Genomic DNA, 12,442 nt, shown 5'->3' with positions numbered 1-12,442 from the left:
TTCAGGCGATCAACACGCCCCGGGCCTGGCTCCCCGGGCTCGGCTACCGTCGCCATCCTCTCCGGGGTCGGACGTGCCCGGGGTCAGACGCCCGCGGACTCCCGTGACGGTCGGAGTTCGACGAGCGAGTCGTAGCTCGGGAAGAAGAGTCCCTCGTGCCCGTCATCCCAACGCACGACGAACGGCGGGCCTCCGTCCTCGCCGCGTACCTCGACCACGGTCCCGTGTCGTTCCGGGCTGCCCACCGTGCGGCCGTGGACGACGAACCTCTCTCCGACGGATGCGAACATCATGATGGTCGACCTCCCTGCCGGGCGATCCGGTCTGCTCTGCCTGGATGCTCCGGTGACCGATCGCATGCGCGTGCTCTTTCTGCCTAGCACGGAGCGTCGGTCGCGGCAGACCCGAAGCCCGAAAGGTCGCGAACTCCCGGTTCAGGACAGCCGCTCGACGACCAGCGCCATGCCCTGCCCGCCGCCGACGCACATTGTCTCCAGGCCGATGGTCGTGTCGGTGGTGCGTAGTCCGTTCAGCAGGGTGGTGAGTAGCCGGGCGCCGGTCATCCCGAACGGGTGACCGAGCGCGATCGCGCCACCGTGCACATTCAGCTTCGCGACGTCGAGCCCGAGCGCCCGGTAGGTCGGGATGACCTGCGCCGCGAACGCCTCGTTCAGCTCTACCAGGTCGACGTCGTCGATCGTCATCCCCGCCCGGGCCAGGGCCCGCCGGGACGCCTCCACCGGGGCCAGGCCCATGATCTCCGGTGACAGTGCGCTGACGCCGGTGGAGACGATCCGGGCCAGCGGGGTGATGCCGAGCTCGCGGGCCCTGGTGTCGCTCATGACGATGACCGCGGCGGCTCCGTCGTTGAGCGGGCAGGCGTTGCCGGCCGTGACGGTACCGTCCGGGCGGAACACCGGCCTGAGAGCGGCCAGCGCCCGCATCGTGGTTCCCGGCCGGGGACTGTCGTCGCTGTCGATCACCCCGCCGTCGGGCAGCGGCACCGGAATGATCTCCCGCTTGAAGAAGCCGTCCGCGACGGCCCGCTCCGTCAGGTTCTGCGAGCGGGAGGCGTACTCGTCCTGTTCGAGGCGGCTCACACCCGCGAGCTGGGCCACGTTCTCGGCGGTCTGCCCCATGGCGATGTAGACGTCGGGCAGCTCGCCGGCCGCCCGGGGATTCGTCCAGGGCGCGGACCCCGCCTGGGCACGGGCCGCCGTACGGGCCTGGGCCTCGCAGTAGCGCGGGTTCTGGGTGTCCGGCAGGCTGTCGCTGTTGCCCCTGACGAAGCCGCTGACGACCTCCACCCCGGCGGCGATGAACGCGTCACCCTCTCCCGCGCGCACGGCGTGCGCAGCCATCCGCAGAGCCTGCAGGGAGGATGCGCAGTACCGGGAGACCGTCGTGCCGGGAACGGTGTCGAACCCGAGGCTGACGGCGACGACGCGGCTGATGTTGTGTCCCTGTTCGCCTCCGGGTAGCCCGCAACCGAGGATGAGATCGTCGATGTCGGCCGGGTTGAGGGCCGGAACCTGGTCCAGGGCTGCCCGGACGATGATGGCCGCGAGGTCGTCGGCCCGCATCCCCCGCAGCGAACCCTTGAACGCCCGCCCGATCGGTGATCGGGTTGCGGCGACGACAACGGCCTCGGTCACATGCCCTCCCAGTTCTCGGTGTTCTTGGTGTTCTTGGCGTTCTCGGTGTTCTTGGCGGCAGGGTCGCGGAGGCCGTGGTCCCTGCGGCCAAATGATCAAAACCCTAACGCGGACGAGCGCCCGCGGTCGCGGGTGGCCGAGCCGACGCGGCGAGGGGGACCCGTCGGGTTACGCTTTGATCATCCCGTCGCCAGCGAGCCGGATGGCGTGCCCGATGCGAGCAGACCTTGGTACACCCCGTGATGTCGCGGCCCTCGCCGCGGCCGCGGGCGAGCTGCGCGAGTGCGCCGCCCGGCTGCGCCGACTCGTCCCGGAGGTGGCCGGGGTGCTGGCCGGTGCGCGTGCCGCCGACACCCCGCGGGCATGGCGGTCACCGTGGCGGATCCGGTGCGCCGCCCGGCTGGACGACTGGCAGCGGGCGCTTGACGTCGGCGCCGGGGTGCTGCGCGATCGGGCCGGGCTGCTCGACTGGCTCGCCGAGCGGTACGACGAGCGTGCCCACGCCTTGCGCCTCGGTCTAGGCGCGGCTGCCGTGGTATCCGCCGACGAGCTCGCCCGGCTGCGCCGGTTCGACGCGTCCGGCGGCGTCGGGAACGACCCACGGGTGTGGATGCTGGCGCACGGACTGGCCACCGGTGGCGTCGAGGGCGATGCCGGGGGGAGGGAGGACCTGCCCGGGGCTATCGGAGGCTCCGGCGATGCCGGCGACGCTGGGGGCAGGCCCGCCGTGAAGGTCCCGATTGACGAAACCGTTCTGTTCGATCCGGTCCTGCTGGGCGTCCTGTCCGACCGCCTGCGGGCGGCGGGCGACCGGTCGGCCGCCCTGGCCCGAGCCGTCGCCGCGGACGGGGGACGGTTGAGCCGGCTGCCCGATCCGTTCGGCGGCGTGGACTGGTCCGATCCGCACTGCCTGTTCGGGGAGCGCAAACCGTCCGCTCCGGCTGGCCTGCTCGGTCTGGCTGGCTCGTCCGGACGGGACGACCCCGTCGGGTTCGGACTGCACGCGGTCGCTGTCGGAGCGCCGGCCATGGCGCGCGGCATCGACCGGCGGATGGCGCGTTTCGCCGCGGCCGAGCTGGTCGCCCGCATCGGCACGGATCCGGCGACGGTGACCGTCAATGATCTGACGGCGATCAGCGTTCGGCTGGCTGGCCTGTCCGCGGCGATGCGCCAGGCGGTCATCTCCCGGCTGCGCGGCCGGCCTCTGGCGGTCCTTGCCGCGGTGGCCGCCCGGGTGATCGAAAATCCGAGCCCCGGCATCCTTGGTTACCTGCCGGCGCTGGCCGACCTCACCGACGCCCTGATCGCCGGGGCCTCCTCGGCCATGATCGGAGACGTCCTGCTGGCCTTCCCATGGCTCGAACCCGGCTACCCTGTCGTCCGCGGACGCCCCGGCGAGGTCGTGGCGGTCGACCGCACCGGCGACCCGACGGTGCGTGACGGGATCAGCCCGAGCGATGTGGGGCAGGGCGGCGTCGCCGACTGCTACCTCGTCGCGGCGCTGATCGGCATCGCCCGCCAGGATCCCGGACTACTCGCGGAGCGGCTGCGGGCCAACCCCAACGGTACTGTCACGATCATCATGCACCCCCGCGGACCGGCCGGCGCCGGCGTGGGCGTCACCGTCACGGCCAGCCTGCCCGCTCGTCGGGTCCAGCCGCCGTACGGGCGATCGGAGGACGAGGCACCCGGGCCGCGGGCGCCGGGCACCTCCCGGTCGCGTGCGGCTGGGTACGAGGAGGTCGCGATGGACGGCGACGACGCGGCGGGACGGCCGGAGCTGTGGCCGGCGCTGTACGAGAAGGCCTACGCCCGGCTGCACGGCGGCTATCCCGCCATCGAATTCGGAAATGCGGCGACGGCCCTGCGGACGCTCACCGGGCGATCGGCGCACGTGTTCGCCGCCCACGAGGCGACCGTTCCCGCCCTCGGGGAGCTCCTCGCCGACGGCGAGGTGGTGATCGTGACCACCCGGCGTCGAACCCGGCCCGGCGGACTCGTCGCGGCGCACGCCTACACCCTGCTCGCCGTGGACGTGGCGCGCCGGCGGGTGCTGCTGCGTAATCCGTGGGATCCGGCGCCCGGGCAGAACAACGAGCGGTGGTACGCCTGGGACGGGATCCTCCCGGATACGCATGCGGTCGTGCACGGCCCGACCCGTTAACGGTCGGTGGCTGCCGCCCCGCTACCGCTGCCGAATGATCGCCACCGGGGTGGGGCAGTGAAGCATGCACTGGTGGCTGACCGATCCCAGCAGCAGCTCGGCGAAGCCGCCGTGACCGCGGGCGCCGACGACGACGAGATCGCACTCGCGACCCTTGACGATCAAGGCCTGGGTGGCCGAGGCGGGCAGCACCACGGCCCGTAGGTCTAGTCCGGCCGGCAGCTGGCCGCGGTCGCGGACGCCCGCGATGGACTCGTCGAGCACGGCCCGGGCCTGGTCCTCCAGGGCCTGGGTGATCTCCCCCGGTGCCTCGGCGAACGGCAACGGGATCGCCGCGAGCCAGGCGTGCACGGCGATCAGCGAAACCCCGCGCAGTGCGGCCTCCCCGGCGGCCCAGGCGAGGGCCGACAGTGCGTTGGGGGAGCCGTCCACACCCACGGCGATCGGTCGGGACGGTCGGGACGGTCGGGACGGTGCGCCGGCCGGGGTCGTGCCTTCGGCGGCGGTCGCGCCCGAGCCGGCGGTCGCGGCCTCGACGTCACCGCGGGCGATCACGATCGGAACCGTGGCGTGTACGGCGACGGAGGCACTGACCGACCCGATCCGCAGCCGGTGCAGCAGCCCCTGCCCCCGGGCGCCGACCACGATCATGCGGGCGTCGCGGCCGACCGTCAGCAGGGCCTCCGCACCCGGCAGGTCCACGGCCTGCTCCGTTACGGAGACGATCGATCCCGGTGGCGTGACCGCCGTCACGGTTTCGTGCAGCGTCCGCTCGGCCGCCTGCGCCAGGCCGGCACGCATCCCGGGCTGGGCCGGACCACGGGCGAAGCCGATCACGGCTTGGATGCCGCNCCCCTGCCACTCCGCCTCGGTGAACGCCCAGCGCAGCGCCGTGTGGGAGCCCTCGGAACCATCGACCCCGACCACGATGTCGGCCATCGTCCGCCTCCTTCGAAGCCCGGTCCGGGATACCCGGCTGGTCGGCCGGGAACCCCGTCCGCCCGCGGGGGAGGCCAACGCGGGGGAGGCCAACGCGGGGGAGGCCAACGTGGAGTGGAGCTGCCCGCCGATCAACAGCTTCCGGTGTTGTTTTCGTGTGTTCGGGCCAGGTGAACCCTACGTTGGACCATCCTTCCCACCCGTCGGCGTGATCCATGGTGAGAAGTGGTGAATGGTTGGGTCACCGGTCCCCGGTAACCCCGTCGTCGGACCGGAAGCCACTGGGCGCCAGCCGCTCCCCTGCCGTGATCGATCGATAAGACGACGAGGTACGACAATGGAGGTCCACGATCTCTGTTGTCGGTGACGGTGGTTGGCGTCCGTTGTGTGGCGGCGGGTCGATCGGGCGAGGTGGCTGTTCCCGTCCGGCCTCGCCGGGCAAGGACGAAGAATGCCGTGACCGGGCGGTCCGGTTTCTCCCGGTGTTCCGGTTCCCGGCGATTTTTCTTGTGCGCCGAGTCCCGTCGTAGTTCCGGATACCGGTGGGCCGGTTCAACCGGTGAGCGCGCCCGGACTTTCCTCCGCACGTGCCGTGGGCAGGATGTACTCGGGCGCGGTCACCGTGGCGGCCATCCCTCCGGCCATCCCTCCGGCGAGGTGCGGGGGGATCCTCCACGCCGCCGAGTCCTCCTCCCCGGGGATGCAGTCCCGCCGGGTGACGCGGTAATAAGGAATTGAATATGACGGATTAAAAATCGATTTCTGGTGTCACCCGATGAGGTTGAAGGCAGGGAGAAGAACTGCTCGGGAGGTCTTTCCGGATGGCCCGGTGTGGCCTTTTCGTGGCCGCCGGCCCCATCTTTTGCTTTGCGTCAGTCGCGCGATGTTTGATGCGTCTGTCGCACCACGAGTCCCCAACGAGGGTGATGAAGTCATGTCCTCTTCATGTGAATGTGGTGGCCCTCCCCAGGAGCCTCCCCTCCAGGCACGGAGTACCGTGCCTGGACAGACGTTGACCGGTCCCCGACCCACCGAACCCGTTCAGGTCGGCATGATCCCCGGGCAACCCGCCCCGGTCCGCTCGGGCGGGCGCAGTCCGTCAGCTTCGAGTGACCCCGCCGAGGAAGGGAGGCACGTGGCGTCGGCCGTGACCCAGCTTGCCCTCCCCGGTGCTCTGGTTCTGGTCCGTGCGCAGGAGCCGGGCACGCTGGTGTCCGATCGCGGGGGATGGCAGCGGGCGGTGCTGCGGGCGGCCCTGCCGTCGGCGGCGAAGCTGGTCGCGTTGACGCTGGCGAGCCACGTCGCCGAGGTTCCGCCGGCGGCGCCCGCCGGTGCCGCGGTGAGCGCCCCCGGCCTGGTCACCCTGGTCGCGGAGACCGGTTACAGCCGGACCCACGTGCAGCGCCAGATCACCAGGCTGCGTAACCAGGGCTGGTTGGCGACGGTGGCCCGGCCCGCGGCTGGCAGGACGACGCGGTTAGCCCTGAGCATCCCCGAGGCCGCCGTACGGGCAGGCGAGGTCCGCCTGGTCGAGGCCGACGTCGCATCCTCGCCGGCGGCTCCGGCGTCCGCGGCTCCGGCGTCCGCGGCTCCGGCGTCCGCGGAGGCCGGCTCGGCAACCGCCGCCTCGGCCGCGCCCGCTCGTCGGCGCCGCGGCGGTCGCCGTGGCCGGATCGGCCTGCGGACGGCGTCTGCGGTCGGCCGTCGTCCCCGGGCGATGGCGTCCGTGGCGGGCGATGGCTCGCCTGGTGCCGCCAGCCCGGCGGTCAACCTCGCCCCCTCGAGGGGCGCCGACCGCCCGGACAGCGCCGGTTCGGATGATCCGGACACCGCCCGTTCGGATGATCCGGACACCGCCCGTTCAGACCAGCCGGAGCCGGGTGACGCCCGAGCGGACGGCGACCCCCAACCGGCTCCGGCCGTGGGCACCGTCGATCCCGCCACCCGCGGGGCCGTGACGGACGAGCCACACGTCCTGACGGACGAGACCGCTGGGGCAGCGGACGCGTCGACTCCCGAACCGGAGCGGGGCGCCCCGACAGTCCCGTTGCCCCCTCCGCCGCCCGAGCCGATGACCCTGGCCGCCAGCCAGGTGATCACGGTCCTCGCGAACGCGATGCGGCGCCCGACGTCCGACTACCTGGCTATCTACCAGAAACTGCGGGTGATCCTGGAGGAGGACAGCTGGGAACCGGTTGAACTGGCCCTGCATCTAGTGCACATCATCACGACCGGTGTCCTGGTCGGGGATGGCGACGAGATCGACAATCTGTCCTGGCGACTCGATCGCCTGCCCAGGGCGTCCGCCGACTGCAACTGCCGCGCCTGCCTGGAGAACCGGGGGATCAGGACCGGACCGACGCCGGGTTCCACCGTCCCGAACCAGGGGCGCGGGCGCTACACCCGCACCGCGAAGGAGAAGGGACCCGCGCCCGGACGCCCAGGATGGGAGGCCTACGGGTCCCGAGCCGCCCGCCCGGAATCCGAGGCGCCGCCCGTGTCGATCCCGCGGCCACCGCTGGAGGCTATCGAGGAGGCCGCTCGCGCGGGACGTGCGCATGCCCAGATGGCGAGCCAGTCGGCGGCTGACGGCGCGGCCTGAGCCGGTCGACCTGTGGTCCGGGTCGCTCGCCGCGGCGAGCGGCGGCGGGCCGCGGATGGTGACGGTCAGTGGCGGATGGTGTTGCATAGTCCCAGCGACAGCCCATCATGGGAAGTCATGGTGACTTCGGTGGACGACACCCGTGGCTGATTCCGGGTCGGACGGCGGCTATGACGCCGACGTGATCGTGATCGGGAGCGGGTTCGGCGGCAGCGTCAGCGCGCTACGGCTCGCGGAGAAGGGCCATCGTGTCCTCGTGCTGGAGGCCGGTCGCCGGTTCACCCCGGACACGCTGCCGAAGAACAGCTGGCACGTTCGCCGGTATCTGTGGATGCCGCGGTTGGGCTGCCACGGTATCCAGAAGATCACCTGGTTGGGTCGGGTCGTGGTGCTGTCCGGAACGGCGGTCGGTGGCGGCTCGGTCGTCTACGCGAACACGCTGTACCGCCCGCTCGACGCCTTCTATACCGACCCGCAGTGGCGGGACATCACCGACTGGCGCCGTGAGCTGGAGCCGTTCTTCGACCAGGCCGAACGCATGCTCGGGGTGAATCCCAACCCGACGACGACGTACTCCGACGAGGTGTTCCGCACGGTCGCCGAGGAGATGCGGGTCGGGTCCACCTTCGCGGCGGCGCCGGTCGGTGTCTTCTTCGGCCGCGACGGCAGCCGGGAACCCGGCGTGCGTGTCCCTGACCCGTACTTCGGCGGCGCCGGCCCGGCTCGGACGGGATGCGTAGAGTGCGGGGAGTGCATGAGCGGCTGCCGTCGAGGGGCCAAGAACACCCTCGACTGTAACTACCTGTACCTGGCCGAGCGGGCCGGTGTGCGGGTAGTCCCGGACACCACGGTCACGGCTGTCCGGCCACGCTCGACCGGCGGGTATGAGCTCGACATGGTCCGGACGGGGGGTCTCGTCCGGCGTCGGCGACGTACCCTCACCGCGGAGCAGGTCGTGTTCGCCGCCGGCACCCTGGGCACCCAGCGGCTGCTGCTGGCGATGAAACAGAGCGGTGACCTGCCGGCGTTGTCCGACCGGCTCGGTCATCTCACCCGGACGAACTCCGAGGCGATCCTGGGCGCATCCAGGCTGCGCCCCGATCAGCGGATCGCCCGGGGAGTCGCGATCACCTCGTCCTTCCACCCCGACGAGCACACCCACATCGAACCCGTGCGCTACGGCCGGGGGAGCAACCTGATGGCACTGATCAGCGCGTCGATGACCGACGGCGGCGGGCGGGTGCCGCGCTGGCTGAAATACCTGCGTCAGGTCGTGCTCCACCCACATCAGGCGCTGGCGTCGTCACTGCCCTGGCGATGGTCCGAGCGGACCATCATTGCGCTGGTCATGCAGTCGTGGGACAACTCGTTGATCGTCTCCCTGCGCCGTGGGCCGTTCGGTCTCGGCTGGCTGACGAGTCGGCAGGGACACGGTGAGCCGAACCCCTCCTGGATCCCGGAGGGCAACGATGCCGCCCGCCGGATCGCGGCCAGGATGGGCGGCTACCCCGGCGGGTCGATCGGCGAGATCGCCAACATCCCGCTGACCGCGCACATCCTCGGCGGGGCCCCCATCGGCACGGATCCCACCACCGGAGTGATCGATCCCTACCACCGGGTCTTCGGATACGAGGGGCTGCACGTCGTCGACGGCGCCGCGGTCTCGGCGAACCTCGGCGCGAACCCGTCGTTGACCATCACTGCGCAGGCCGAACGGGCGATGTCCTTCTGGCCGAACAAGGGGGAACCCGACCCGCGCCCACCTCTCGGGGCGGCCTACCGGCCGGTTGCGCCGAGAGCACCGGCGCACCCCGCCGTCCCAGCCGGCGCTCCCGGGACCTACCGCGTGGTCGGCCCGGTCGGCCCGGTCGGCCCGGTCGCGGGGACGAGGTGACCGGTTGCCGGATGCTGGCCACGAGCTGCCGGGATGCGGGTGCGTCCGGCAGCCACGCTTTGCCCGGCACGTCGATCGCCGGCACGTCGATCGCCGGCACGTGATCTCAGCGCCGCCGGCTGGGCGCACCGCGCGACGGGTCGACGCCGGGCAACTCCTCGAAGTCAGGGGTCGCCGAGGCGGACAGGCCTTCGTCGAAGGCGCCCCGGGTATCAGTGCCGGCGGGGGATGCGGTGGTGCCGGCGGGGGATGCGGTGGTGCCGGCGGGGGATGCGGTGGTGCCGGCGGGGGATGCGGTGGTGCCGGCGGGGGATGCGGTGGCGGTGGTGTCAAGCGGCACGGGTTCGGCGGTGGTGGCCGGGCTTTCCTCCGCCTGGGCCAGGTACCGCCGCACCGCGGCGGTCCCCGCCGCACCCGCGCCGACGAGGGCGAGCGTGAGGAACTCCCGCCGCCGACGGCGGTGCACCCTCGCGAGCTTGGACTCGGCCTTCGCCAGCCGCTTTTCCAGGATCTCCTGGGCTTTGTCGGCCTGCAGGCGCGCCTTGGCCTCGCGCTGCACCGCGCGCCGGGAGCGATGCTTCTCCGCCCGCAGTTCGGCGGCGGCCCGGGCGCGTTCGGCGGCGAGCTCGGCATGCGCCCGGGCCTTCTCGATCCGCCTGGCGGTCCGACCGGACACGGCGGTGGCTTTGCCGACGGCCCGGCCCGCGGCCTTCCCGGCCGCCTTCTGGGCCGACGCACCGGTCTTGGTGGCCGTGCTGGAGGCGTCGGAGATCCGGTGCGCCACGCTGGCGCCCACATCCCTGGTGGCCGACGCGGCCGAGCCGGCCGTACCCCCGGCCTTGCTCGCCGCCTTGTGAGCGACCGTGCCGGCGCGGTCGGCGGCGCTCTTCGCGGTGTCGGACAGCCCGCTAACCGGCACCGTGTCGGCGACATGTGACAGTCTGTCCTTCAATATCGTACTCATGGTGCCCTCTCGTTGAGCCGATGGTCGAGGCGTCCGACCATCGAACTGGTGGTGTGCCCAGGTATCGGTGTGGTCAAGATCTGTGAAGTGTGCCGTACCCCGTCGGCGGGCTTCTCCAACGCGTTAACCCTCCGTAGCGTGTCACTAATACTTGGGTGACATGTCTGGGCTGTGCCCTTGGGAAGGTGTACCCGGTGCGAACCTCGGTGATGGAATTCCCCCGCGGCGCCCGGCGCATACGATCGAGACCCATCCGGACGCCGGCTGACCAGACACCCGCAGAGATCGATCTGAAGAGAAGAGAGGCTCATGGCCGAGGAGCTGTACGCGACGCTGCGGACGACTCAGGGGGACATCGAGATCCGCTTGTTCCCCGACCACGCTCCCAAGACGGTGCGGAACTTCGTCGGCCTCGCGACCGGCACGCAGGAGTGGACGGACCCGGAGACCGGTGCCAAGAAGACCGGCACGCCGCTGTACAGCGGAACGATCTTTCATCGGGTCATTCCGAACTTCATGATCCAGGGCGGTGACCCGCTGGGCTCCGGTCGAGGTGGTCCGGGCTACCGGTTCGCCGACGAGTTCCATCCGGACCTGACCTTCAACCGGCCGTACCTGCTCGCGATGGCGAACGCCGGACCGGGGACCAACGGCTCGCAGTTCTTCGTCACGGTCGCGCCCACCGACTGGCTCAACCGCAAGCACACCATCTTCGGTGAGGTCACGCGGGGAACCGACGTGGTGGATGCGATCGCCAAGGCGCCGACCGGGGCGCAGGACCGGCCGAAGTCCGACATCGTCATCCAGGAGATCGTGATCGACCGCCGGTCCGCCTGACCGGCCGGTCACCGCCTCGAACCCGGGAGTACGGCGCATGAGAGCTCCAGCCGCGCGGCGTGCGCGGTCGTCGGCCGCCGCGTGCGTACGGGCGGCCGGACGTGTTCACGTCAGCCGTACCCCTCCGGCGGCGACGCTGGCCTCCGGGGCGGCGCGGTGACGGCGAACCCGCCCGTCGAACCGCCCACGGATGACCAGCCGGGCGGCCCGGAGCAGCGCCCGGCCGGATCGGGGCACCCGGTGGCCGAGCCGGGGTGGCGACCCACGGTCGGCCCGGCGCCCGGCTGGTCGGGGTGGACTCCACCTTCCGGTTCCGGCGGTCCCCCGCCGCCCGCGGGCGGTTTTCCCGCGGGCGGTTTTCCCGCGGGTGGTCCTCCCGCCGGCCGGCCGCAGCCACCCGGCGCCGCGATGATCCCGCACTGCTACCGTCATCCGGACCGGGAGACCTACGTCTCCTGCCAGCGCTGCGGCCGGCCGATCTGCCCCGACTGCATGCGCCCGGCGGCGGTCGGCTTCCACTGCCCGGAGGAGGGCGACCGCTCCACGCCGCAGCGCCGAACGCGGACCACACTCGGCGGCCCGGCTCAGGTCGCCCGGCAGGGGCTGGTCACCCAGATCCTCATCGGCCTGTGCGTCGCCGCCTACATCCTGCAGGGCGCGCCCGGGCTGACCGGCCGCGGCACCTTCAACCGCTTCACCGGCGACTTCGCCATGATCGGAATCCGGATCGCGGCGGACGACCAGTACTATCGGCTGCTGACCGCGGCCTTCCTGCACGCCGGCGTGCTCCACATCCTGTTCAATATGTACGCGCTGTATCTGCTCGGGTTTCAGCTCGAGGCGATCCTCGGGCGGGCTCGGTACCTCGCGCTGTTCGTGGCGGGGGCGCTCGGTGGGAACACCCTGAGTTACGTGCTCGGTGACGGGTTCACCGTGTCGGTCGGCGCGTCCACCGCGATCTTCGCGTTCTTTGCCGCCTACTACATCATCGCCCGCCGCCTGCGGGTGGACTCCCGGCAGATCCTCATCGTGCTCGGGATCAACCTCGCCATCACCTTCTCGTTCAGCAACATCGACAAATGGGGGCATCTCGGTGGGCTGGCTGTCGGTGCCATCATCGGTCTGATCTACGCCTACGTCCCGCCCCGCCGGGTGCTGCTCCAGGCGGGCGGGGTCGCCGCCGTGCTCGCGTTGCTGTTCGCCGCCGCGATCATCAAGTCGTCGACACTGGTGTAGCCCGGCAGTTGTAGCCCGACAGCCCTGGTCGCGGGGGTGAGGACGGCCGCGACGCTTGCACGCCGCCGAGTAGCGGCTACCATTCGCTTTCTTGTCAATACTCATAGTAGCGATCTACGTGTGGTGGCGATAGCGTGATGGATGCCGTGGC

General features: G+C 71.5%; 9 protein-coding genes. 5 read left to right on the top strand and 4 right to left on the bottom strand.

Translation table 11 applies throughout. The features are described 5' to 3' along the window. Positions 1-83: 83 nt before the first annotated feature. Both BMG523DRAFT_RS04585 and BMG523DRAFT_RS04580 read right to left on the bottom strand, forming a co-directional pair. Positions 84-290: a DUF1918 domain-containing protein gene (locus BMG523DRAFT_RS04585; protein WP_035729341.1), complete on the bottom strand. Its 207-nt coding sequence runs from the start codon at positions 288-290 to the stop codon at positions 84-86. A 144-nt stretch (positions 291-434) separates the two neighbouring features. Then, the gene (locus BMG523DRAFT_RS04580; protein WP_043590494.1) at positions 435-1,655 is read right to left on the bottom strand and encodes an acetyl-CoA C-acetyltransferase; all 1,221 of its coding nucleotides are present in this window, start codon (positions 1,653-1,655) and stop codon (positions 435-437) included. A gap of 214 nt (positions 1,656-1,869) precedes the next feature. On the opposite strand from BMG523DRAFT_RS04580, the gene BMG523DRAFT_RS04575 reads away from it, so the two are divergent. Continuing rightward, complete coding sequence (locus BMG523DRAFT_RS04575) at positions 1,870-3,819, top strand: C2 family cysteine protease (protein ID WP_023840015.1); 1,950 nt, start codon at positions 1,870-1,872, stop codon at positions 3,817-3,819. 21 nt (positions 3,820-3,840) lie between these two features. Here the strand turns inward: BMG523DRAFT_RS04575 and BMG523DRAFT_RS04570 are convergent, their stop codons facing one another. Beyond that, entirely contained in the window at positions 3,841-4,758 is a 918-nt protein-coding gene (locus BMG523DRAFT_RS04570) for a universal stress protein (protein ID WP_043590491.1), read from the bottom strand. A 1,135-nt stretch (positions 4,759-5,893) separates the two neighbouring features. Between BMG523DRAFT_RS04570 and BMG523DRAFT_RS04560 the strand changes: the two genes are divergently transcribed. Then, positions 5,894-7,360 (top strand): hypothetical protein, encoded by a 1,467-nt coding sequence (locus BMG523DRAFT_RS04560; RefSeq protein WP_043590487.1) that lies wholly within the window; start codon positions 5,894-5,896, stop codon positions 7,358-7,360. Positions 7,361-7,502: 142 nt separating this feature from the next. Beyond that, positions 7,503-9,254 (top strand): FAD-dependent oxidoreductase, encoded by a 1,752-nt coding sequence (locus BMG523DRAFT_RS04555; RefSeq protein WP_011438800.1) that lies wholly within the window; start codon positions 7,503-7,505, stop codon positions 9,252-9,254. A gap of 106 nt (positions 9,255-9,360) precedes the next feature. On the opposite strand, the gene BMG523DRAFT_RS25590 is transcribed toward BMG523DRAFT_RS04555, so the two are convergent. Beyond that, positions 9,361-10,218 carry a hypothetical protein gene (locus tag BMG523DRAFT_RS25590; RefSeq protein WP_023840018.1) on the bottom strand — a complete coding sequence of 286 codons (858 nt, stop codon included), beginning with the start codon at positions 10,216-10,218 and terminating at the stop codon, positions 9,361-9,363. A 309-nt stretch (positions 10,219-10,527) separates the two neighbouring features. Between BMG523DRAFT_RS25590 and BMG523DRAFT_RS04545 the strand changes: the two genes are divergently transcribed. Further along, positions 10,528-11,055, top strand: coding sequence for a peptidylprolyl isomerase (locus BMG523DRAFT_RS04545; protein WP_011438798.1), 528 nt, complete (start codon positions 10,528-10,530; stop codon positions 11,053-11,055). Positions 11,056-11,211: 156 nt separating this feature from the next. After that, positions 11,212-12,291 carry a rhomboid family intramembrane serine protease gene (locus BMG523DRAFT_RS04540; RefSeq protein ID WP_235462857.1) on the top strand — a complete coding sequence of 360 codons (1,080 nt, stop codon included), beginning with the start codon at positions 11,212-11,214 and terminating at the stop codon, positions 12,289-12,291. Positions 12,292-12,442: the final 151 nt, after the last annotated feature.

Source organism: Frankia sp. BMG5.23, assembly GCF_000685765.2.
Taxonomy (GTDB): domain Bacteria; phylum Actinomycetota; class Actinomycetes; order Frankiales; family Frankiaceae; genus Frankia; species Frankia casuarinae.
This window is presented reverse-complemented; position numbering and strand designations above follow the sequence as displayed.